Annotated in this window: 21 protein-coding genes and 1 tRNA gene; 6 read left to right on the forward strand and 16 right to left on the reverse strand. The window is 73.0% G+C overall.

Translation table 11 applies throughout. The features are described 5' to 3' along the window. The first annotated feature begins 247 nt into the window (after positions 1 to 247). On the forward strand, positions 248 to 1,177 hold the full coding sequence (gene galE, locus AB0H57_RS14055) for a UDP-glucose 4-epimerase GalE (RefSeq protein ID WP_357506239.1): 930 nt from the start codon (positions 248 to 250) through the stop codon (positions 1,175 to 1,177). Next, positions 1,174 to 2,331: a galactokinase gene (gene galK, locus AB0H57_RS14060; RefSeq protein ID WP_357506191.1), complete on the forward strand. Its 1,158-nt coding sequence runs from the start codon at positions 1,174 to 1,176 to the stop codon at positions 2,329 to 2,331. Before galE ends, galK begins: the two co-directional genes overlap by 4 nt. Before the next feature lie 70 nt (positions 2,332 to 2,401). Here the strand turns inward: galK and AB0H57_RS14065 are convergent, their stop codons facing one another. The 8 genes from AB0H57_RS14065 to AB0H57_RS14100 all read right to left on the reverse strand — a co-directional run bounded on the left by AB0H57_RS14065 (position 2,402) and on the right by AB0H57_RS14100 (position 9,949). Then, positions 2,402 to 3,700: a GTP-binding protein gene (locus AB0H57_RS14065; protein WP_357506193.1), complete on the reverse strand. Its 1,299-nt coding sequence runs from the start codon at positions 3,698 to 3,700 to the stop codon at positions 2,402 to 2,404. Further along, positions 3,700 to 4,608 (reverse strand): sulfate adenylyltransferase subunit CysD, encoded by a 909-nt coding sequence (gene cysD / locus AB0H57_RS14070; RefSeq protein ID WP_357506195.1) that lies wholly within the window; start codon positions 4,606 to 4,608, stop codon positions 3,700 to 3,702. Before cysD ends, AB0H57_RS14065 begins: the two co-directional genes overlap by 1 nt. A gap of 79 nt (positions 4,609 to 4,687) precedes the next feature. Beyond that, positions 4,688 to 5,521 (reverse strand): inositol monophosphatase family protein, encoded by an 834-nt coding sequence (locus AB0H57_RS14075; protein ID WP_357506197.1) that lies wholly within the window; start codon positions 5,519 to 5,521, stop codon positions 4,688 to 4,690. 98 nt (positions 5,522 to 5,619) lie between these two features. Next, positions 5,620 to 6,210 carry an aminoacyl-tRNA hydrolase gene (gene pth / locus AB0H57_RS14080; RefSeq protein WP_357506199.1) on the reverse strand — a complete coding sequence of 197 codons (591 nt, stop codon included), beginning with the start codon at positions 6,208 to 6,210 and terminating at the stop codon, positions 5,620 to 5,622. 85 nt (positions 6,211 to 6,295) lie between these two features. Next, positions 6,296 to 7,000 carry a 50S ribosomal protein L25/general stress protein Ctc gene (locus AB0H57_RS14085; RefSeq protein WP_357506201.1) on the reverse strand — a complete coding sequence of 235 codons (705 nt, stop codon included), beginning with the start codon at positions 6,998 to 7,000 and terminating at the stop codon, positions 6,296 to 6,298. 248 nt (positions 7,001 to 7,248) lie between these two features. Continuing rightward, positions 7,249 to 8,229 carry a ribose-phosphate diphosphokinase gene (locus AB0H57_RS14090; RefSeq protein WP_222953853.1) on the reverse strand — a complete coding sequence of 327 codons (981 nt, stop codon included), beginning with the start codon at positions 8,227 to 8,229 and terminating at the stop codon, positions 7,249 to 7,251. A 115-nt stretch (positions 8,230 to 8,344) separates the two neighbouring features. Beyond that, positions 8,345 to 9,808 carry a bifunctional UDP-N-acetylglucosamine diphosphorylase/glucosamine-1-phosphate N-acetyltransferase GlmU gene (gene glmU / locus AB0H57_RS14095; protein WP_357506204.1) on the reverse strand — a complete coding sequence of 488 codons (1,464 nt, stop codon included), beginning with the start codon at positions 9,806 to 9,808 and terminating at the stop codon, positions 8,345 to 8,347. Between the two features lie 70 nt (positions 9,809 to 9,878). Beyond that, positions 9,879 to 9,949, reverse strand: a tRNA-Gln gene (locus AB0H57_RS14100). Positions 9,950 to 10,227: 278 nt separating this feature from the next. Between AB0H57_RS14100 and AB0H57_RS14105 the strand changes: the two genes are divergently transcribed. Beyond that, positions 10,228 to 10,926 carry a TetR/AcrR family transcriptional regulator gene (locus tag AB0H57_RS14105; protein WP_357506206.1) on the forward strand — a complete coding sequence of 233 codons (699 nt, stop codon included), beginning with the start codon at positions 10,228 to 10,230 and terminating at the stop codon, positions 10,924 to 10,926. 6 nt (positions 10,927 to 10,932) lie between these two features. Here AB0H57_RS14105 and AB0H57_RS14110 read toward each other — a convergent pair whose 3' ends face one another. The 7 genes from AB0H57_RS14110 to AB0H57_RS14140 form a co-directional block, all read right to left on the reverse strand. Beyond that, positions 10,933 to 11,403, reverse strand: coding sequence for a DUF4383 domain-containing protein (locus tag AB0H57_RS14110; protein WP_357506208.1), 471 nt, complete (start codon positions 11,401 to 11,403; stop codon positions 10,933 to 10,935). A gap of 149 nt (positions 11,404 to 11,552) precedes the next feature. Then, positions 11,553 to 12,008 carry a DUF4383 domain-containing protein gene (locus AB0H57_RS14115; RefSeq protein ID WP_357506209.1) on the reverse strand — a complete coding sequence of 152 codons (456 nt, stop codon included), beginning with the start codon at positions 12,006 to 12,008 and terminating at the stop codon, positions 11,553 to 11,555. A 95-nt stretch (positions 12,009 to 12,103) separates the two neighbouring features. Then, positions 12,104 to 13,903 (reverse strand): ABC-F family ATP-binding cassette domain-containing protein, encoded by a 1,800-nt coding sequence (locus AB0H57_RS14120; RefSeq protein ID WP_357506211.1) that lies wholly within the window; start codon positions 13,901 to 13,903, stop codon positions 12,104 to 12,106. Between the two features lie 143 nt (positions 13,904 to 14,046). Then, positions 14,047 to 14,994 (reverse strand): 4-(cytidine 5'-diphospho)-2-C-methyl-D-erythritol kinase, encoded by a 948-nt coding sequence (locus AB0H57_RS14125; RefSeq protein ID WP_357506213.1) that lies wholly within the window; start codon positions 14,992 to 14,994, stop codon positions 14,047 to 14,049. After that, the gene (locus AB0H57_RS14130) at positions 14,991 to 15,140 is read right to left on the reverse strand and encodes a hypothetical protein (RefSeq protein ID WP_357506215.1); all 150 of its coding nucleotides are present in this window, start codon (positions 15,138 to 15,140) and stop codon (positions 14,991 to 14,993) included. The genes AB0H57_RS14125 and AB0H57_RS14130 overlap by 4 nt, the downstream gene beginning before the upstream one ends. A 32-nt stretch (positions 15,141 to 15,172) precedes the next feature. Then, on the reverse strand, positions 15,173 to 16,042 hold the full coding sequence (gene rsmA / locus AB0H57_RS14135) for a 16S rRNA (adenine(1518)-N(6)/adenine(1519)-N(6))-dimethyltransferase RsmA (RefSeq protein ID WP_357506217.1): 870 nt from the start codon (positions 16,040 to 16,042) through the stop codon (positions 15,173 to 15,175). Between the two features lie 82 nt (positions 16,043 to 16,124). Beyond that, positions 16,125 to 17,024: a TatD family hydrolase gene (locus tag AB0H57_RS14140; RefSeq protein WP_357506219.1), complete on the reverse strand. Its 900-nt coding sequence runs from the start codon at positions 17,022 to 17,024 to the stop codon at positions 16,125 to 16,127. A 71-nt stretch (positions 17,025 to 17,095) separates the two neighbouring features. On the opposite strand from AB0H57_RS14140, the gene AB0H57_RS14145 reads away from it, so the two are divergent. Further along, entirely contained in the window at positions 17,096 to 18,346 is a 1,251-nt protein-coding gene (locus AB0H57_RS14145; RefSeq protein WP_357506221.1) for a hypothetical protein, read from the forward strand. 58 nt (positions 18,347 to 18,404) lie between these two features. Beyond that, a complete protein-coding gene (locus AB0H57_RS14150; protein ID WP_357506223.1) occupies positions 18,405 to 19,256 on the forward strand; it encodes an alpha/beta hydrolase in 852 nt (283 codons plus the stop codon). A gap of 86 nt (positions 19,257 to 19,342) precedes the next feature. Here AB0H57_RS14150 and metG read toward each other — a convergent pair whose 3' ends face one another. Then, positions 19,343 to 21,145, reverse strand: coding sequence for a methionine--tRNA ligase (gene metG / locus AB0H57_RS14155; RefSeq protein WP_357506225.1), 1,803 nt, complete (start codon positions 21,143 to 21,145; stop codon positions 19,343 to 19,345). A gap of 138 nt (positions 21,146 to 21,283) precedes the next feature. Here metG and AB0H57_RS14160 point away from each other — a divergent pair, with 138 nt between their 5' ends. Then, entirely contained in the window at positions 21,284 to 22,207 is a 924-nt protein-coding gene (locus AB0H57_RS14160) for a hypothetical protein (protein ID WP_357506227.1), read from the forward strand. The last annotated feature ends 141 nt before the right edge of the window (positions 22,208 to 22,348 follow it).

Consider the following 22,348-nt stretch of genomic DNA (forward strand, 5'->3'; position numbering starts at 1 on the left):
TAGACATCGACGCCCCGCCGCACCGGCGGTCGTCGGCGACGGGCGGGCGTGGCGCGGTCGACATGTTCGGCTCTGTTCGAATCCGTTGCTTCGTGATGGAATGGTGCCGGCGTCTCACCGGGCCGGGCGGCCCGGGCGACCGTAGGATGATCACGGACGGTCGCCGGACGCGCCGCCAGGCAGGAGGACCCACGTGAAGCTGCTCGTCACCGGTGGCGCCGGCTACATCGGCAGCGTGGTGACCCGAATGCTGCTCGACCACGGCCACCAGGTGGTCGTCCTCGACGACCTGCGCACCGGGCACCGGGTGGCGCTCGCGCCCGAGGCGACCCACGTCGACCTGCCGGTCCACGACGCGGCCCGGGTGCTCACCCCGGACGCCGGCTTCGACGGCGTGCTGCACTTCGCCGCCCTCATCGCCGCCGGCGAGTCGATGGTCCGGCCGGAGCTCTACTGGCGGAACAACACCGTCGGCTCCCTCGCGCTGATCGACGCCGTCCGCGCCGCCGGAGTGCCCCGGCTGGTCTTCTCCTCCACCGCCGCCGTCTACGGCAACCCCGTCGAACTGCCCATCCCGGAGACCGCGGTCAAGGCCCCGACCAACACGTACGGCGCCACCAAGCTCGCCGTGGACATGGCGCTCACCTCCGAGGCGATCGGGCACGACCTGGCCGCCGTCTCGCTGCGCTACTTCAACGTGGCCGGGGCGTACCTGCGCGGCGGCCGGGCGATCGGCGAACGGCACCACCCGGAGACCCACCTGATCCCGATCGCGCTGGAGGTCGCCGCCGGCCGGCGGGAGAAACTCCAGCTCTTCGGCGACGACTACCCCACCGCCGACGGCACCTGCGTGCGCGACTACATCCACGTCGAGGACCTGGCCCGGGCCCACCTGCTCGCGCTGACCGCCGCCGTGCCGGGCCGGCACCGCATCTACAACCTGGGCAACGGCAACGGCTTCACCAACCGGCAGGTGGTCGAGGTGGTCCGCGAGGTCACCGGGGCGCCGGTGCCGGTGGAGATCGCGCCCCGCCGGGAGGGCGACCCGGCCGAGCTGGTCGCCTCCGCCGCGCTGGCCGGCGCGGAACTGGGTTGGGTGCCGGAGAAGCCCACCCTGCCCGACATGGTCGGCGACGCCTGGACCTTCTACCGCGACCACGTCCTGGAGCAGCGGTGACCGACGTCGCGGCCCGCGCCACCGCCGGCTTCCGCGAGGAGTACGCCGAGCAGCCCGCCGGCCGCTGGGCGGCTCCCGGCCGGGTGAACCTGATCGGCGAGCACACCGACTACAACGACGGCTTCGTGCTGCCCTTCACGCTGCCGCTGCGTACCGTGGTCGCCGCGACGACGCGCGACGACGCGCGCTGGACGGTCCGCTCGGAGCTCTCCGCCGACCCGGTGGAGTTCGGTCCGGCCGAGGCGGACGCGCCCGGCCGGGTCACCGGCTGGGCCGCCTACGTGGCCGGCGTGGTCTGGGCGCTGCGCGCCGCCGGCCACGAGGTGCCCGGCGCCCGGCTGGCCATCGCCTCCGACGTGCCGGTCGGCTCCGGGCTCTCCTCCTCGGCGGCCGTCGAGTCGGCCGTGCTCGCCGCCCTGGTCGAGCTGGGCGGGCTGGACCTGCCCGCCGACCGGTGGCCGAAGCTCGCCCAGCGGGCCGAGAACGACTACGTCGGGGCGCCCACCGGGATCATGGACCAGTCCGCCGTGATCCGCTGCCGGGAAGGGCACGCCCTCTTCCTCGACTGCCGCACCGAGGAGGTCGAGCAGATCCCGTTCGACCTCGACGCGGCCGGACTGGCCGTGCTGGTGATCGACAGCCGGGCCCCGCACCGGCACGCCGACGGCGAGTACGCCGCCCGCCGCGCGTCCTGCGAACGCGCCGCCGCCCGGCTCGGGGTGCCCGCCCTGCGGGACGTACCCGTCGCCGACCTCGATGCCGCGCTGGCCCGCCTCGACGACGACGAGACCCGCCGCCGGGTCCGGCACGTGGTCACCGAGGACCAGCGGGTGCTGGACACCGTCGAGCTGCTGCGCGCCGGCCGGGTACGCGAGATCGGCCCGCTGCTCACCGCCTCGCACGCCTCGATGCGGGACGACTTCGAGATCACCGTCCCGGAGGTCGACACCGCGGTCGAGGCGGCGCTGGCCGCCGGGGCGCTCGGCGCCCGGATGACCGGCGGCGGCTTCGGCGGCTGCGTCCTCGCCCTGGTCGAGGCGGACGCCGCCGAACAGGTGACGGCGGCGGTCACCGCCGCGTACGCCGAGCGCGGCTTCGCCGCCCCCGGCACCGTCCCGGTGCTCCCGTCCACCGGCGCCCACCGCCTCGACTGAGCTGAAAGGCGGGGGCCCTAGTCAACACACGGGTGTTGACAAGGGCCCCCGCCTAACACGTGGGTGCGGGTCAGCCGGCCTCGACGATCATGCCGGCGCCGACCGTACGGTTCGTGGTCTCGTCGATGATGACGAAACCGCCGGTGGTCCGGTTGCGGCGGTACTCGTCGGCCAGCAGCGGGACCGTGGTCCGCAGCCGCACCCGGCCGATCTCGTTGAGCTTCAGCTCGCCCGGCGCCTCGTCCCGGTGCAGGGTGTTGATGTCCAACCGGTAGTGCAGCCCGCGCACGATCGCCCGCGCCGAGCGGGTGGTGTGCTTGATCGCGTACTTTCCGCCGACCTGGAGCGGCCGGGTCTCGTCCATCCAGCAGACCATCGCCTCGATGTCCTGCGCGACGGCCGGCGCGTTGTTCGGCCGGCAGATCAGATCGCCCCGGGAGATGTCGATCTCGTCGGTCAACCGGACCGTCACCGACATCGGCGGGAACGCCTCGTCCACCGGGCCGTCGGCGGTCTCCACCGCCGCGATCCGGCTGGTGAACCCGGACGGGAGCACCATCACCTCGTCGCCGGCCTTGAGCACGCCGGAGGCCACCTGCCCCGCGTAGCCCCGGTAGTCGGTGACGGTGGTGGACTGCGGGCGGATCACGTACTGCACCGGGAAGCGCACGTCGACCAGGTTGCGGTCCGAGGCGATGTGCACCCGCTCCAGGTGGTGCAGCAGCGACGGACCCTCGTACCAGGGCATGTGCTCCGACCGCGACACGATGTTGTCGCCCCGCAGGGCGGAGATCGGGATGACGGTCAGGTCGGGCGCGTCGAGCTTCGCCGCGAACGCGGTGAACTCGTCCGCGATCCGCTCGAAGACCTCCTGCGACCAGTCCACCAGGTCCATCTTGTTCACGCACAGGACCAGGTGCGGCACCCGCAGCAGCGAGCAGAGGAAGGCGTGCCGGCGGGACTGCTCCACCAGGCCCTTGCGGGCGTCCACCAGGATCAGCGCCAGGTCGGCGGTGGAGGCGCCGGTGACCATGTTGCGGGTGTACTGGATGTGCCCGGGGGTGTCGGCGATGATGAACTTCCGCCGCGGCGTGGCGAAGTAGCGGTACGCCACGTCGATGGTGATGCCCTGCTCCCGCTCCGCCCGCAGGCCGTCGGTGAGCAGCGCCAGGTTGGTGTACTCGTCACCCCGGGCCGCGCTGACCGCCTCGACCGCGGCGAGCTGGTCGGTGAAGAGCGACTTGGTGTCGTACAGCAGCCGGCCGATCAGGGTCGACTTGCCGTCGTCCACGCTGCCCGCCGTGGCGAACCGCAGCAGGTCCATCGGCCGGGCCTCGACGCCGGCCGGGGACGGGGTCTGCACGCTCATCAGAAGTAGCCCTCCCGCTTGCGGTCCTCCATGGCGGCCTCGCTGACCCGGTCGTCGCCGCGGGTCGCGCCGCGCTCGGTGATCCGGGTGGCGGCGACCTCCTCGATGACCAGCTCGACCGTGTCCGCGTCGGAGCGCACCGCGGCGGTGCAGGACGCGTCGCCCACGGTCCGGTACCGCACCCGCGCCTTGAACCGCTCCTCACCCGCCCGCGGGCGGAAGAACTCGTTCACCGCGTAGAGCATGCCCTCGCGCTCGATCACCTCACGCTCGTGCGCGTAGTAGATCGACGGCAGCGGGATGCGCTCTCGCGCGATGTAGTGCCAGACGTCCAGCTCCGTCCAGTTGGACAGCGGGAAGACCCGGATCGACTCGCCCGGGTGGTGCCGGCCGTTGTAGAGCGACCACAGCTCCGGCCGCTGGTTCTTCGGATCCCACTGGCCGAACTCGTCCCGGAAGCTGAACACCCGCTCCTTGGCCCGGGCCTTCTCCTCGTCGCGGCGGGCCCCGCCGAAGAGCGCGTCGAAGCGGTGCCGCTCCACCGCGTCCAGCAGCACCGGAGTCTGGATCCGGTTGCGCATCCCGTCGGCCGACTCGCGGACCAGGCCGGTCACCAGCGCCTCCGGCACGCTCGCCACGATCAACTGCAGGCCCAGCTCGGCCACCCGCCGGTCGCGGTATTCCAGCACCTCGGGGAAGTTGTGCCCGGTGTCCACGTGCATCACCGGGAACGGGATGTTCGCCGGGGCGAACGCCTTCTGCGCCAGCCGGAGCATCACGATCGAGTCCTTGCCGCCCGAGAAGAGCAGCACCGGCCGCTCCATCTCGGCGACCACCTCGCGCATCACGAAGATGCTCTCCGCCTCCAACGCGTCCAGGTGCGAGACGCGGTACGCGGGGGCGGTCACGGCAGATGCTCGATTCGCTCGGAACCACTCATGGGATCCAGACCTTTCCGGTCGGACTCGTCAAGAAGTGCGCCTCAGGCTACCCGGAGTGCCGCTGCAACGCTGCAAGCAACCGACCCGCGAGATCCTTCCGGCAGACCAGCAGGTCGGGCAGTCGCGGGTCGGCCTCGTTGTATCTCAGCGCAGAACCGTCGATCCGGGAAGCGTGCAGCCCGGTGGCCGTCGCCACAGCGACCGGCGCCGCCGAGTCCCACTCGTACTGCCCACCGGCGTGGATGTACGCGTCCACCTCACCGGTCACCACGGCCGCGATCTTCGCCCCGGCCGAGCCCATCGGCACCAGGTGCGCCCCGACGTCCTCGGCCAGGTCGGTCAGGAAGACCGGCGGGCGGGACCGGCTCGCCGCCAGCCGGATCACCCGCGCGCCACCCGACGTCGCCGCCTCCACCGTCAGCGGCGGATACGCCGGCGGGTGATCGGTGCCCAGCACCCGGTGCTGCGCCGGCAACGCCACCGCGCCCGCCACCAGACCGTGCGGCGACGACGCCCGGCGCGCCCAGAGCGCCACGTGCACCGCCCAGTCCGAGCGCCCCTCCTCGGCGAACTCGCGGGTGCCGTCCAGCGGGTCCACGATCCACACCCGATCCGCGGTCAACCGGGACACCGCCTCCGGCGCCACCTCCGCCGCCCAGGCCAGCCGGGAACCCTCGTCCTCCTCGGAGAGCACCGCGTCCCCCGGCCGCCAGCGGGCCAGCTCCGTACGGATCAGGTCGTGCGAGACCTTGTCGCCCGCGGCCTTGAGCGCGCCGCCGTCGGCGAAGCCCATCTCGTCCCGCAGCCTGAGCAGCGCCTGCCCGGCCCGGGCAGCGAGCCACCGCGCGAACCCGCCGTCGATCATCGGCGGACTGCCCATCGCCAACTCCCGTCGCCTCGCCACGGGCGTCGTCGCCCGCACCCCGCCAGAAGGGGTCAAATCTACCGGCCGCCGCCGCCGGCCAGGCCGCGCCCCGCCTACCCGCCGTGGTACGCGTTCTGGGTCGGCTCCACCCCACGGGTGATCACCGACTCCACCACGTCCGCCGCCCGGTCGACCAGGAACTCCAACTCCTTGCGCTCGACCGCGGAGAAGTCCGACAGCACGAAGTCCGCCGGATCCTGCCGCCCCGGCGGCCGGCCGACGCCGAACCGCACCCGGACGTACTCCTTGCCACCCAGCGAGCGCGACATCGAGCGCAGGCCGTTGTGCCCGCCCTCACCGCCGCCGCACTTCACCCGCACCTGCCCGTACGGAATGTCCAGCTCGTCGTGGACCGCGACCACCCGGCCCACCGGCACCTTGTAGAACTGCGCCAGCGCGGCCACCGGGCCGCCCGAGAGGTTCATGTAGGTCAACGGCTTGACCAGCACCAGCCGCGGCCCGCCGAACCCGAGCCGCCCCTCGGCCACCTCGGCCACCGCCCGCTTGTGCCGCCCGAACCGCGCGCTCACCCGACCGGCCAGCAGGTCGGCCACCATGAAGCCGACGTTGTGCCGGTTGCCGGCGTACTCCCGGCCCGGGTTGCCCAGGCCGACCACCAGCCACGGCCCCGACTCGTCCGTCACGCGCGTTTCCTCCACGGTATGGGCGCCGATACGACGACAGGCGCCCCCGGACGGCCGGGGACGCCTGTCACACGATACGAACCGATCAGGCCTCGGTCTTGGCCTCGGCGCTCTCCTCGCCACCCGCGGCGGCCGGCACGCCGGCGTCGCCACCCTCGGCGGACTCGGTGGTCTCGCCGACCCCGGCCTCGACCTCCGCCTCGGCCTCCTCGACCTCGGGCAGGGTCGCCTCGAGCTGCTCGGCGGTCGGGGCGGCGGTCACCGCGGCGACCGTCAGCTCCGGGTCGACGGCCAGCTCGACGCCGGCCGGCAGCTCCACGTCGCCGGCGCTCACCTGGCTGCCGGCCGCCAGGCCCTCGATCGAGGCCTCCAGGTGGTCCGGCACCTTCGTCGCGTCGGCGGTGACCGACAGGGTGTCGTGGTCGTGCACGATCAGGGTGTCGCGGGCGGCCTCGCCGGTCAGCTGGACCGGGACCTCGACGGTGACCTTCTCGCCCCGGCGGACCAGCAGCAGGTCGACGTGCTCGAAGGTGTCCTTGATCGGGTCCCGCTGGATCGCCTTCGGCAGCGCCAGCACCTGGGTGCCGTCGCTGACCTCGATCGCGAGGAGCTGGTTGGCGCCACCGTTACGGATCGCGGCCGCGAACTCGCGGGCCGGGAGCGCGATGTGCTTGGGCTTCTCGCCGTGGCCGTACAGCACGGCGGGCACCTTGCCGGCCCGGCGGGTACGACGGGCACCACCCTTGCCGAACTCGGTACGGGGCTCGGCGCTGATCTTTACCTCGGACACGGGGAAACTCCTGATGCTTTTCGCGCTGCGGCGGCTTGTCGACTGGCGGTGCTGGGGCGAGGGGCTCGCTGGGGCTCATGCGTCATGAACGACTGCCCGGAGCACCGCGTCGATGACGGCGCCTCCGTGCGGCGCTTTCAGCGACCCGCCGGGCACCCTCGCCATGGCAACCGCACCAGTCTACCCGAGCCGTTTCCGCCCCTCACGCCACCCCCGGCCCGCACGTCAACGGACCGGGGGCGCGCGGGTCAGCTCAGTCCACCGAACAGGGTGGTCACCGAACCGTCGTCGAAGACCTCGCGGATGGCCCGGGCCAGCAGCGGCGCGATCGACAGCACGGTGAGCTTGTCGAGCTGCTTCTCCGGCGGCAGCGGCAACGTGTTGGTGACCACGACCTCACTGATCGGGCTGTTCTTCAGCCGCTCGGTCGCCGGGTCGGACAGCAGGGCGTGGGTCGAGGCGACCACGATCTCGGCGGCGCCGGACTCCTTCAGGATGTCCGCCGCCTTGCTGATCGTGCCACCAGTGTCGATCATGTCGTCGACGATCAGGCAGACCCGGCCCTCGACCTCACCGACCACCCGGTTCGCCACCACCTGGTTCGGCTTCAGCGGATCGCGGGTCTTGTGGATGAACGCCAGCGGGCAGCCACCCAGCCGGTCGGTCCACCGCTCCGCCACCCGCACCCGGCCGGAATCCGGCGCCACCACGGTCATCGGCCGGCCGGCGTACTTGCGCTCCACGTACTCGGCCAGCACGTCCATCGCGAAGAGGTGGTCCACCGGGCCGTCGAAGAAGCCCTGGATCTGTGCGGTGTGCAGGTCGACGGTGAGGATCCGGTTCGCGCCCGCGGTCTTCAGCAGGTCGGCGATCAGCCGCGCCGAGATCGGCTCCCGGCCGCGGTGCTTCTTGTCCTGCCGGGCGTACGGGTAGAACGGCAGCACCACGGTGATGCGCTTGGCCGAACCACGCTTCAGCGCGTCGATCATGATCAGGGTCTCCATGACCCAGGTGTTCACCCCGTGCGTGACGGACTGCACCACGAAGGCGTCCGAACCGCGCACGGAGTCCCGGTAACGCACGAAGATCTCACCGTTGGCGAACTCGTACGCGTCGGCGGGGGTCGGCGCCACGCCGAGCACCTCACCGATCTCCTTGGCCAACTCCGGAAAGCCGCGTCCGGAGAAGAGCATCAGGCTCTTGCGGTTTTCGGCGACGATGCTGCCCATGGGCCCGTCTGCTCCCGTATGTCGGTGGTTCCCGGCGGCGGTGGGCCGGGGGCTGTTCGGTTGCAGTATCCCCCGCGTTCACCGGTCCACCCAGGGCGCACGGCGCCCCGTGGATTCAGTCACCTTCGCTTGCGGCACCGGCCGGGTCCGACGCATTCTCACCGGCCCGCCGGGCCGCCTCCGCGGCCGGCGTACCCGGCCGCTTGCGCAGCACCCAACCCTCGACGTTGCGCTGCTCACCCCGGGCCACCGCCATCGCCCCCGGCGGCACGTCCGCGATGATCACCGAGCCGGCTGCGGTGTACGCCCCGTCGCCCACCTTCACCGGCGCCACGAACATGTTGTCCGCGCCGGTACGCGCGTGGTTGCCGATCGTGGTGTGGTGCTTGCGTACGCCGTCGTAGTTGACGAAGACCGTCGCCGCGCCGATGTTGCTCTGCGCACCGATCGTCGCGTCACCCACGTACGACAGGTGGGGCACCTTGGAGCCCTCGCCGATGGTGGCCTTCTTGGTCTCCACGAACGTGCCGACCTTGGCCTTGCGGGCCAGCCGCGACTCCGGCCGCAGGTACGCGTACGGGCCGACGCTGGCCTGCGGGCCGATCTCGGCGCCCACCGCGTGGCTGCGCACCACGCTGGCGCCCTCGCCCACCGCGGTGTCCACCAGCGTCACGTCCGGCCCCACCAGCGCCCCCGCGCCCACCACCGTGGTGCCCTGGAGCTGGGTGTTCTGGTCGATCACCGCGTCCCGCTCGACGGTCACCGTCACGTCGATCCAGGTGGTCGCCGGGTCCAGCACCGTCACCCCGGTACGCATCCACGACTCGTTCACCCGGTCCCGCAGCAGCCGGCGCAGCCCGGCCAGCTCGACCCGGTCGTTGCAGCCCAGCGTCTCGGTGTGGTCGCCCGCCACGTGCACCGCCACCGGCTCACCCGCCGAGACGAACAGCTCGAAGACGTCGGTGAGGTACTCCTCGCCCTGGTCGTTGTCGGAGGAGAGCTTGCCCAGCGCCTCGCGCAGCCGGGCCGCGTCGAAGGCGTAGATGCCGGCGTTGATCTCGCGCAGCCCGCGCTGCTCCGGGGTGGCGTCGCGCTCCTCGACGATCCGCTCCAGCTGGCCCGCGTCGTCGCGGACGATCCGTCCCAGCCCCGCCGGGTCCGGCACCTCGGCCGCGAGCACGGTCGCCGCCGCACCGGCGCCCTCGTGCGTGTCGACCAGCGCGGCGACCGTCTCGGCGCGCAGCAGCGGCACGTCGCCGTTGAGCACCACCAGCGTGCCGGTCGCCTCCGGAACGGCCTCCAGCGCGATCCGGACCGCGTGCCCGGTGCCGAGCTGCTGCTCCTGGAGCACCGGGGTCGCCTGCGGGGCGACCTCGGCCAGGTGCTCCCGCACCTGCTCGGCGCGGTGGCCGACCACCACGACCGTGCGCTCCGCGGCCAGCGGCGCCGCCGCGCTCAGCACGTGGCCGATCAGGGTACGGCCGAGCAGCGGGTGCAGCACCTTCGGCAGCGCGGACTTCATCCGCTTGCCCTCACCGGCGGCGAGCACGACAACGGTGCGGAGGTGGGGCTGGGACACGACGCATGCTCCCGTCGGGGATGGCGGACAGGTCTCGCGGTCATGCTAACCACGCGGCAGAGGCAGGAAGCTCCCGGGAGAGGATTCGAACCCCTATAATCAGGACCAAAACCTGACGTCCTGCCATTAGACGACCCGGGACGGTCGGAAACGGGCAAATTTCACCCGCCAGTGGCTGCCTACACCTTACCGGTCCGCCAGCGGATCTCCATCCGCCATTCCCCGCACCACGCCCCTCGATGCGCCAGCTCGACCGCCGCCGGCCGACCCCCAGCCGGGCCTGGACCTCCCGTGCGGAGAGCCGCTCCTCGACGCGCAACCGCCGTGCCCGCTCGGCCAGAGAATCCGTCACGGCCACAGATTAGGACAGCCGTACGACAGCGCCCCCGTGCCACGACGACGCCTGGCAGGATGGCCGGGTGACGGAGCGAAACGGGGCCAACGCGGGACGGCACGGCGCGGCCGAGAGCCCGCACCGGACCACCCCGACCACCAAGCCCACCCCTCGAATACGCATGTCGGCGGGGCAACGCCGGGAGCAGCTGATCAGGATCGCCCGGCAGCTCTTCGCCGAGCGCGGCTTCGACGCCACCTCGATCGAGGAGGTGGCGTCCCGGGCCAAGGTCTCCAAGCCGGTGGTCTACGAGCACTTCGGCGGCAAGGAAGGGCTGTACGCCGTGGTGGTGGACCGCGAGGTCCGGGCCCTGCTGGAGCGGATCGCCACGGCGCTGACCGCCGGGCACCCCCGGGAGCTGCTGGAGCAGGCGGCGCTGGCGCTGCTGGGTTACATCGAGGAGGAGACCAGCGGGTTCCGGGTGCTGGTCCGGGAGTCGCCGGTGATGTCCCCCTCGGGCAGTTTCAGCAGCGTGATGAACGACGTCGCGCACCGGGTGGAGCACATCCTGGGCGCGGAGTTCTCCAGCCGGGGGTACGACCCGAAGCTGGCCGAGCTCTATTCGCAGGCGCTGGTGGGCATGGTCGCGTTGACCGGCCGCTGGTGGCTGGAGGTACGCCGGCCCGGTAAGGAGACGGTGGCCGCGCACCTGGTCAACCTGGCCTGGAACGGGCTTTCCCATCTGGAGGCGAAGCCCGGCCTGATCACCGTCCGGGGGCAGTGAGGCAGGTCAGCGGTTGCCGGCGATGGTGTGCCGGCGGCGTCGCTCCTCCGCGGCGGCGTGCTCGGCCGGGCCGATCCGGTCGTACAGGCCGGTGGCGAGCAGCACCAGCCCGAACGACAGCGACACGATGACCGTGGACATCGAGAAGTTGAGAAAGTTGGCGCTGGTCTGCAGCACGCTCATCATGAGCAGGCCGGTGACCAGGAAGACCACCCCGGCGGTCAGGTTCATGTAGTGGCCGAGGTTGGTCCGCCGGGAGGCGCCGACCAGCAGCACAGCTCCGAAGACCACCGACACCAGGGCGAAGGCCAGGTTGGTGCGGAGTCCGAGGGCATGGGTGTCGCTCCGGTCGAACAGCGGCTTCCCCCAGGTCGCCACGGTGCCGTACACCCCGAAGACCAGGATGTAGAGGCCGATGAGCCCGGCGAGGACCCGGAAGAGCGGGCGCGCCGGGTGGTTCACCGGAAAGTGCGCCATGACCGCCTCCGTCCGACGATGACCCTTTCCGAGCGATTCTCCCCCAGGTCCCCCCTCGCTGTCCGCCGAACACACCCACCCGGCCAGGCCCCGACGCAACGGACCCGACCCCCGGAGCGGGGGTCGGGTCCGACGAGAACCGGGCGAGGTCAGAGCACCAGCCGGGCCTTCTGCCACGCCTCGTGCTCGTCGTCCGTGCCGACCTTGCTGTACATGCTGACCATCAGCAGTACCAGGGCGAGCGCCATCGTCACCATCACGGTGATGATGTTGAAGTTGAGGATGTTCGCCTCGGTCCGCAGGAACGCCAGCCCGCCCAGGCCGATCACCATCAGGACGTACGCCAGGTAGCCGTTGATCACGACGTCGCGGTTGCGACCGAGCACGGTGCCGGCCAGCACGGCCGCCCCGATCAGCACGCTGATCAGGGAGAAGGCGAGATTCGTGCCCTGGCCGAGGGCTTTGGTGTCATCCTGGGCGAAGAAGTCGTTGCCGAGGCTGCCGACCGCGCCGAGCACTCCGAAGACCACGAAGTACAGACCAACGAGCCCGCCGATCGCCCGGTAGATCGGCCGCGCGGGATGGTTGACGGGGGTGTGGGCCATGTCTGCGTCTCCAAGACCGTGTTCGAGTGAGGGGTCGGCGGCAATTCTCCCGCATGCCGGGCTGTGACGCCGCACACCCCCCACCGGAGGGCCGGTCAGCCCTCCGGCAGTTGCTCGGCGAGGCCGAGCCAGGTCTCCTCGGTCCGCTCCCGCTCGGCCCGCAACTCCTTCAGCCGGGCGTCCAGCTCCGCCACCTTGGCGTAGTCGGTGGCGTGGGTGGCGAGCTGGTCGAGCAGGTCCGCCTCCTTCTGCTCCAGCTTGGCCACCTGCCGTTCCAGCTTGCCGAGTTCCTTCCGGGCGGCGCGTACCTCGGCGGCGGACATTCCCTCGCGGCCCGGCGCCGGCGCGGCGGGGGTGAGGTCGGCGGGCGCCGGCCCGCCGCCCGCGGCGGCGCGGGCCAGGTACTCGTCGACCCCGCCGGGCAGGTGCACCAGCCGGCCGTCGCCGAACATCCCGTACGCGGACTCGGTGACCCGCTCGATCAGGTAGCGGTCGTGGCTGGCCACGATGATCGTGCCGGGCCAGGAGTCGAGCAGGTCCTCCAGCGACGCGAGGGTGTCGGTGTCCAGGTCGTTGGTGGGCTCGTCGAAGAGGAGCACGTTGGGCTCGCCGGCGAGCAGCCGGAGCATCTGCAACCGCCGGCGCTCCCCACCGGAGAGGTCGCTGACCGGGGTCCAGAGCCGCCGGTCGTCGAAGCCGAAGATCTCGGCGAGCTGGGCGGCGGAGATCTCCCGGTCACCGAGCTGCACCCGGCGGGCGACCTCCTCGACGGCCTCCAGGACCCGCAGGTGACCGGGGAGTTCGGCGAGTTCCTGGGAGAGGAACGCCGGCTTGACCGTGGAACCGGTGTGGAACCGGCCGCCGTCGGGACGGGTCACCCCGGCCAGCATCCGCAGCAGGGTGGTCTTGCCGGCGCCGTTGCGGCCGAGGATGGCGATCCGGTCACCGGGGCCGACCTGCCAGGTCGTGTCGTGCAGGATCTCCTTCGGGCCGGCGTGCAGCCGCACGTCCTCCAGGTCGTACACCTGCTTGCCCAGCCGGGCGGTGGCCATCCGCTGCAACGACATGGTGTCGCGCGGCGGCGGCACGTCGTCGATCAACGCGTTGGCGGCGTCGATGCGGAACTTCGGCTTGGAGGTACGCGCCGGCGGGCCCCGGCGCAGCCAGGCGATCTCCTTGCGGAGCAGGTTCTGCCGGCGGGCCTCGGTGGCGGCGGCGACCCGCTGCCGCTCCACCCGGGCCAGGGTCCAGGCCGCGAAGCCGCCCTCGTACGCCCGGACGGTCTGGTCGGCGACCTCCCAGGTGGTGGTGCAGACGGCGTCCAGGAACCACCGGTCGTGGGTGACCACCACCAGGGCGCCCTTGCGGGTGACCAGGTGCCGGGCCAGCCAGTCGACGCCGCCGACGTCGAGGTGGTTGGTGGGCTCGTCGAGGATGAGCAGGTCGGCGTCGCGGACCAGCAGCGCGGCCAGGGCGACCCGGCGGCGCTCGCCACCGGACATCGGGCCGACCGGCGCGTCGAGGCCGAGGTGGGGCATGCCGAGGCCGTCGAGGATGGCCCGGACGCCCGCGTCGCCGGCCCACTCGTGCTCGGCGCCCATGCTCTGGGCGAGCCAGGCGGTGCCCAGGACGACGTCCCGGACGGTCGCCTCGGCAGCCAGGGTGAGGCTCTGCGGGAGCCAGAGGACCCGCAGGTCACGGCGGTGGGTGACCCGGCCGTCGTCCGGCTCCTCCTGCTTGGTGAGCAGCCGCAGCAGGGTGGACTTGCCGGCGCCGTTGAGGCCGACCACGCCGATCCGGTCGGCGTCGTCGAGGCCGAGCGAGACGTCGGTGAGCAGCGGCCCGGCGGCCCCGTACCCCTTGGACACCCGGTCCAGGTTGACGATGTTGGCCACGACCCCACCCACCCTCCATGATCAAGGCGTCCCGGTGCCGGCGGGCACGGGACGCCTGAGGCCTTCAGGGTACGCGCTCCGGCCGTCCCGCCTTGCGCACCCACCGGGCGGGCGGGACGGGCCGGCGCCGCCGGGGCGGCGGGTCAGACCACCCGGGCCCCGGGCACCGGGCCGTGCGCGGTCCGGGCCGCCCGGCACACCCCGGCCGCCGCCAGCTCGGCGGCGATCCGGTGCGCGTCGGATTCGTCGGTGGCCAGGAAGACGCAGGTGGGGCCGGAACCGGAGACGATGCCGGCGAGCGCGCCGGCCGCCTCGCCGGCCTTCAGGGTGGCGCCGAGGGCAGGGCGCAGGGCAAGCGCGGCGGCCTGCATGTCGTTGCCGAGGGCCGCGGCCAGGACCGCCGGGTCCCGCTGCCGCAGGGCGGCGAGCAGGGCGTCGGTGCTGCCCAGCGGGGCGCCGGCGGTGCCCCCGTCGCGGAGCCGGTCGAGTTCCCGGTAGACCTCGGGGGTGGCGAGGCCGCCCTCGGCGACCGCGACCACCCAGTGCCAGGTGGTGGGGCGGGCCAGCACCGGGCTGACCGCCTCGCCACGGCCGGTGCCCAGCGCGGTGCCGCCGTGGATCAGGAACGGCACGTCGGAGCCGAGGTCGGCGGCGATCCCGGCGAGTTCGTCGCGGGACAGCCCGGTGCCCCAGAGCGCGTCGCAGGCGACCAGCGCGGCGGCGGCGTCGGCGCTGCCGCCGGCCAGCCCGCCGGCGAGCGGGATCTGCTTGCGCAGGTGCAGCCGGGCGTACGGCGGAACACCGGCGTAACCGGCGAGGGCGTGGGCGGCCCGGAGTACCAGGTTGGAGTCGTCCAGGGCCAGCTCACCGGTGCCCTCGCCGGCCATGGTAAGGGTCAGGGTATCGCCCCGGCGGGCGGTCAGCTCGTCGTGCAGCGAGATCGCGTGGTAGACGGTGTTCAGCTCGTGGTAGCCGTCGCGGCGCAGCGGCCCTACCCCGAGGTGCAGGTTGATCTTCGCGGGCACCCGGACGCGGACCGGCCCGCTGGCCCCGCGCGGCTCGTCGTCCTCCGGTCGCCAGGCCTCGGTCACGGGACGATGTCCCGGACCCGCAACCGGATGTCGAACGGCTTGCTCACGATCAGCTCCTCGGCGGAGTCGGCGACCAACTCGTACCGGCCGTCGACCAGGTCGTACGCGTACACGTGCACGGGCATCCGCTCGATCCGCGCGGTCACTCGTAAACCTCCTCGGCGGGCACGGCGCCAGCCTAACCGGCGGCGGGCGTGGCGGCGGGGGCCGACGCGGCCACGGCGGCGAACTGCTCGACGGTGAGCGACTCCCCGCGGGCGCCGGGATCGACCCCGGCCGCGGTCAGCGCGGCGGCGGCCCGGTCGGCGCCGCCGGCCCAGCCGGCCAGGGCCGCGCGCAGGGTCTTGCGCCGCTGGGCGAACGCCGCGTCGACCACCGCGAAGACGGCCTGCCGGGCCACGTCGAGGCGGGGCGGTTCACGACGGGTGAAGGCGACCAGGCCGGAGTCCACGTTCGGCACCGGCCAGAAGACGTTCGGCGGGACCTTGCCGGCGGCCCGGGCCTGGGCGTACCAGGCGAGCTTGACCGAGGGGACGCCGTACACCTTGGAACCGGGACCGGCGACCAGCCGGTCGGCGACCTCCTTCTGCACCATCACCAGGCCGTGCCGGAGGGTCGGCAGCTCGGCCAGCAGGTGCAGCACGACCGGCACCGCGACGTTGTAGGGCAGGTTGGCCACCAGGGCGGTCGGCGCGGGGCCGGCCAGCTCGGCGGCGCGGATCCGCAGCGCGTCGGCGTGGTGCACGGTGAGCCGGGCGGCGTCGGCGCCGGCGAACCGGGCGGCGGTCGCCGGCAGCGCGCCGGCCAGCTTCGGGTCGAGTTCCACGGCGTGCACGTGCGCGGCGGCCGGCAGCAGGGCCAGGGTGAGCGAGCCGAGGCCGGGGCCGACCTCCAGCGCCACGTCGTCCGGGCCCAGGCCGGCGGCGGTGACGATCCGCCGGACGGTGTTCGGGTCGTGCACGAAGTTCTGGCCGAGCCTCTTGGTCGGGGCGACGCCGAGGCGCGCGGCGAGTTCCCGGATCTCCGCCGGGCCGAGGAGACCGGTCACGCCCCGTAGCGTATGCGCCGCCCCGGGGGTGATTGGAGGGGCCCCTTGTTAACAAGCGTCTGTTAACAAGGGGCCCCTCCAATCACCAGGGGCCGAAGGCGCGGTCACCGTTGGTGGAGATGGCGACGCAGAGCTCGTCCAGGTCCGCCCCGGTGGTCGCGGCCAGCGACCGCACGGTCAGCGGGACCAGGTACGACGCGTTGGGCCGGCCCCGGTGCGGCATCGGCGTCAGGTACGGGGCGTCGGTCTCCACCAGGATCTGGTCGAGCGGGGTGAGCGCGGCGGCCGCGCGCAGCGACCCGGCGCTGCCGAAGGTGACGGTGCCGGCGAAGCTGAGCAGGTAGCCCCGGCGGACGCACTCGCGGGCGAACTCGGCGTCGCCGGAGAAGCAGTGCAGCACCACCGTGTCGGGTGCGCCCTCGTCGTCGAGGACGCGCAGCACGTCGGCGTGGGCGTCCCGGTCGTGGATCACCAGGGCCTTGCCGTACCGCTTGGCGACGGCGATGTGCGCGCGGAAGCTCTCCTCCTGCGCGGCCCGCCCCTCGTCGCCGGTACGGAAGAAGTCCATCCCGGTCTCGCCGACGCCGCGCACCCGGTCCCGGGCGGCGAGCGCCTCGATCTCGCGCAACGCCTCGTCCAGGTCGGACAGCCGGGGCGCCTCGTTCGGGTGCAGCGCCACGGTGGCCAGCACGGCGGCGTACTTCTCGGCGACGTCGGCCCCCCACCGGGAGGACTCGACGTCCACGCCGACCTGCACCAGCCGGTCCACGCCCACCCCGGCGGCCACCTCGATGGCGGTGGCCACCGGGTCGTCGCTCGGCCCGCCACCGGGGACGCCGGCTTCGCTGACCGTGATGTCGAGGTGGGTGTGGCTGTCCAGCACCGGGTGGGGCAGCGCCTCCGGGGCGGGCGGGAACTCGCCGGCCCGGCGGGCGGCGCGCTGCTTGCGGGGCTCGGTCTGCTCAGTCATCGTCGCCAGCATCACATACCGCGTTCCCCGCCCGTGACCGGCCGTTCACCTGCCGGGCACGTGTCACGCCTAGCGTCCGCACCGTGACCGTCACTCCCCAGACCAGCGGCGCCGCCGAGGAGCGGACCGGGCTGCGCGTGACGTACGACGGTGCGGCGTACCCGGCCGAGGAGATCGCGCGGGGCGCGGCGTACGAGCTGTTCAGCGCGGCCGAGGTGGCCGGCTTCGAGTGGGCGCCCCGGCCCGGCGCGCCCCACCCGTGGCGGCGGTTCGCGCACGTCACCGAGGTGACCGTGGTGCACGGGGCGACGCCCCCGGGCGAGGAGCCCGAGGCGCCGCTGATGCTGCCGCTGCACCGGGAGCGGGGCTGGCGGCAGGTGCAGCAGCTCAGCCAGCAGCCGGCGGCGGCCGGTGATCCGACGCTGGCGGCGGTGCGCGGGTCGGCGGTGATCCGGCCGGGCACCCGGATGGTGAAGGTGCTCTCCGCCCGGCAGCTCGCCGGTCACCTACGGGGCTGGTTGCCGCACGGCTTCTGCTACCGCGAGCACGACGTGGCGCACCTGCGTACGCCCGCCGCGCTGGCGGTGCTGCGGGCCGACGGTCCGGTCGGCCGGGACGGCCAGGACGTGGCGTACGCGCTGCGCTGGCGGGCCGCGGACCCGGCCGACTACGACGTGCCGGCCGGCCCGGCGCACCTCGGCCTGACCGCGCTGCCGCCCCGCGACCGGCTCGGCCCGCCGGTGCTGGGCACCGGCTTCGTCCCGAGCAACGTCCAGCTGATCCCCGAGTTCGTCACCCGGGACTTCGCCGACCTGCCGATGCCGGCGAACGCCACCCTGCTGGCCTACCCGGCGGAGGGGGTGGAGGTGGTGCTCTACAGCTACCAGCCCGAGCAGCGGGCCTGGCTGCGGATGGCCGGCCCACAGTGGCGGCACCTGCTCGCCGCGGTGCCCGGCCTCTCACCCGACCAGGAGTACGTGCCGACCGGGGACGCGCCCCGCTCGACCCAGCTGGTCGGCCGCTACGGCGGCAACGAGTTCGAGGCGGTGGCCGACCAGCCGGGCGGGTTCCGGGTGCTGGCGATGACCCGGGCGGCGCGTTACCCGGTGGCGGCGGCGGCCCGCCGGCTGCGGTACGCGACCTGGCGGGGCGTGCCCTGCCTGGTGCTGCGGGAGGAGGCGGGCTGGCTGCGGCTGCGGCTGCGCCGGCCGGATCTGGACGCGGTGGCGGTGACCGCCGCGCAATGCCACGAACGGGGCGTGTACGAGGTGTGGGCGCCGGCCGCCGAACTGCTCGACGACCGGGTGGTCGACCTGCCGTACGGGGGCGAATAAGGGGGCGCGGCGCGGGAATGCCGCGGGGTCCGACTTCGATACGGATCCGGGAGAGGCCATGCCCTTCATCACCGTCGGTACGGAGAACTCCGCGCCGATCGACCTGTACTACGAGGACCACGGCTCCGGCCAGCCGATCGTGCTGATCCACGGGTTCCCGTTCAACGGCGCGACCTGGGAGAAGATGAGCGGCCCGCTGCTGGCGGCCGGCTACCGGGTGATCACGTACGACCGGCGGGGGTTCGGCGCCTCCGCCCAGCCGGCCATGGGGTACGACTACGACACCTTCGCGGCCGACCTGGACGTGCTGATGACCGAACTCGACCTGCGCAACGCGATCCTGGTCGGGCACTCGATGGGCACCGGGGAGATCACCCGCTACCTCGGCGCGTACGGCTCGAACCGGGTGGACCGGGCGGTGCTGATGGCCCCGTTGGCGCCGTTTCTGCTCCAGACGCCGGACAATCCGGAGGGGGTGCCGAAGAGCCTCTTCGACGGCTTCCAGCAGGCCATCATCCAGGACCGGTTCGCCTACCTGAGCCAGTTCTGCGACGCGTTCTTCAACGCCAGCGAGAACCGGGGCAAGCTGGTCAGCGACGAGGCGTACCACGCGCACTGGCAGATCGGGGCGCAGGCGTCGGCGAAGGGCACCCACGACTCCGTGGCCGCCTGGCAGACCGACTTCCGGGGCGACCTGCCGAACATCGACATCCCGGTGCTGATCATCCAGGGCGACAAGGACAACGTGCTGCCGTACCCGAAGACGGGCCAGCGGTTGCAGAACATGCTGGCCGACGCCCGGCTGATCACCCTCAAGGGCGCGCCACACGGCACCCCGTGGACACACCCGACCGAGGTGAACCAGGCGATCATGGAGTTCATCGGCGCACCGTCGATGGCCCGCGCCTGACGGCCGCACGCGCCGCGGGCCCCGGCAGAACCGGGGCCGCGGCCTGCGTGCTCAGCCCCCTGGCTCCGCCAGGGGGCGCGGCGTGTTCAGCCGGCCAGCCGGGCCAGCTCCTCGTCGACGATGGACGGGTCGAGCTTGCGGAACACCGGCTTGGGCGCCGCGAGCGGCCGGCCCGCCTCGACCGGTACGGACTCCCAGCGCGCGCCGACCGTGTAGTCGCCGGTCAGCACCGGGTACGCCGGCCCGCCGTCGAGGTCCTCGACCTCCTCGATCCGGGGCATCGGGGCGTGCACGCCGGTGCCGCCGAGCAGCTCGTGGATCCGCTGCGCGGAGTGCGGCAGGAACGGGGTGAGCAGCGTGTTGGCGTCGCTGACCACCTGGAGGGCGACGTGCAGGATGGTGCCCATCCGGGGCTTGTCGTCCTCCCCCTTGAGCTTCCAGGGCGCCTGGTCCGACAGGTACTTGTTGGCCTCGGCGACCACCCGCATCGCCTCGCCGATGGCCTGCTTCTGCCGGTGCCTGGCGATCAGGTCGCCGACGGTGGCGAACCCGGCCTTGGCGGTGGCCAGCAGGGCCTCGTCGGCCTCGGTCAGGCCGGCCGGGTCGACCGGCGGGATCGCCCCGAAGTTCTTGGCCGTCATCGACACGGACCGGTTGACCAGGTTGCCCCAGCCGGCGACCAGCTCGTCGTTGTTGCGGCGGAGGAACTCGGCCCAGGTGAAGTCGGTGTCGTTGCTCTCCGGCCCGGCGACCGCGATGAAGTAGCGCAGCGCGTCGGCGTCGTACCGCTCCAGGAAGTCGCGGACGTAGATGACCACCTTGCGGGAGGAGGAGAACTTCCGTCCCTCCATGGTCAGGTATTCGCTGGAGACCACCTCGGTGGGCAGGTTGAGCCGGCCCAGCTCGCCCGGCTCGCCGTCCCGGGAGCCCGCACCGGAGTAGCCGGCGAGCAGCGCCGGCCAGATCACCGAGTGGAAGACGATGTTGTCCTTGCCCATGAAGTAGTAGCCACGGGCATCCTTCCCTTCGCCGTCCGCCGACCACCACCTGCGCCAGGCCTCCGGGTCGCCGGTGCGGCGCGCCCACTCGATGGAGGCGGAGAGGTAGCCGATCACCGCGTCGAACCAGACGTAGATCCGCTTGTCCGACCGGTCCCGCCAGCCTTCGAGGGGGATCGGCACGCCCCACTCCAGGTCCCGGGTGATGGCCCGGGGCTGGAGGTCGTCGAGCAGGTTCCGGGAGAACCGCAGCACGTTGGGGCGCCAGCCCTCGCGGGTGTCCAGCCACTGCCGCAGCGCGTCGGCCAGGGCGGGCAGGTCCAGGAAGAAGTGCTCGGTCTCGACGAACTCCGGGGTCTCTCCGTTGATCTTGGACTTGGGGTTGATCAGGTCGATCGGGTCGAGCTGGTTGCCGCAGTTGTCGCACTGGTCGCCGCGGGCGCTGTCGTAGCCGCAGATCGGGCAGGTGCCCTCGATGTAGCGGTCGGGCAGCGTCCGGCCGGTGGACGGGGAGATCGCCCCGGTGGTGATTTTGGCGACGATGTAGCCGTTGCGGTAGAGCCCGGCGAACAGCTCCTGCACCACGGCGTAGTGGTTGCGGGTGGTGGTCCGGGTGAACAGGTCGTAGGACAGCCCGAGCGCCCGCAGGTCCTCCGCGATCACCCGGTTGTACCGGTCGGCCAGTTCGCGCGGGGTGACTCCCTCGGCGTCGGCCTGCACCTGGATCGGGGTGCCGTGCTCGTCGGTGCCCGAGACCATGAGCACGTCGTGACCGGCCATCCGCATGTACCGGGCGAAGACGTCGGAGGGAACGCCGAATCCGGATACGTGGCCGATGTGGCGCGGGCCGTTGGCGTAGGGCCAGGCGACCGCGGCGAGAACGTGACTCATGAGCGTAAAGCCTAGTGACCGCCACCGGTCCCCGGCGAACCAATAGGGTGCGCGCCACGGCCGCGCGCCGACAGCCCGTCCGATTTGTCGCCGACACGCGCACTGAGCTGCCCGTCCGGTCCCATCCACCGGTGTCCAATGAAGGGCGTGACTGGCAGACCAGCGGCAGCCGGCCGCGACGAACCGCACAGCGCAGCCGTGGAGGGGGCCGCGCCGCCGCGGCGTACCCCCGGGCGATCGTCCGGGGCCGTCGCGCCGCAACCACGGCCCGGTCCCGCCGAGTCGGCGGAGACCGACGGTACGGCGGCGGCCGAGGACCAGGCGCGGGTCGAGCCCACCACCGGCGCGCCGGTGGACGCGCTGCCCCGCCGGGTGCCGATCCGGCAGCCCCGGTGGCGGCGGCGCGGGCGGGACGGCGGCGAGCCGCCGGCCGAACCGGACGACGACCTGTTCTGGGCCCCGATCGAGGAGGTGCACTGGGACGGCACCCCGCTGCGCGCCGAGCCGGCGAGCGGCCGGGAGCGGGCACCGGCCGGCGGTCGCGACGCCCGCCCCACCCGGTCCCCCCGCCCCCCGGACCCACCGCGCGGACTGGCCGTCCTGGTGGCATTGAGCCTGGTCGCGGCGTTCTTCGGCTGGGTCAGCGCCGGGCCGTTCTGGCTGGCGGTGGGGCACGCCAACGAGGGCACGGTGGTGATCGGCAACTGCACCGGGGCCGGGCTGAGCCAGCGCTGCCGGGGGATCTTCACCGCCGAGGGCGAACGGTTCGTCGCACACGGGGTGCGGGTCAGCGGGGTGCCCCGGGAGCGGGCCAGCACCGGCGCCGCGCTGCCCGCCCGGATGACCGGCGCGGACGCCGACACCGCGTACGCCGACCGGGGCGCCGGGCGGCACCTGCGCTGGCTGCTCGGGCTGCTGCTGGTGCTGGCCTGCGGCGCCGGGATCGCCCGGTGGACCGGCGCCACCCGGCTGCCCGAACCGCGGGCGCGGCGCTGGGCGGTGGCCGCCGCCGTCGGCGGGCCGGTGTTGATCTCCGCCGGCTTCCTCGCCGCCGCCTGGTGACCCGGCCGGGGTGATTGGCGGGGCCCCCGCCGATGCAAAATGCGTTAAGCGGGGGCCCCTCCTAATGAGTGTTGCGGGTCGGCCTCAGGCAGACTCGTCCGGTGGTAGCCGCCGGTGGGTGAGCACTCGTCCCTCCTGGAT

The organism is Micromonospora sp. NPDC050686, from assembly GCF_040654475.1.
Classification (GTDB): Bacteria; Actinomycetota; Actinomycetes; order Mycobacteriales; family Micromonosporaceae; genus Micromonospora.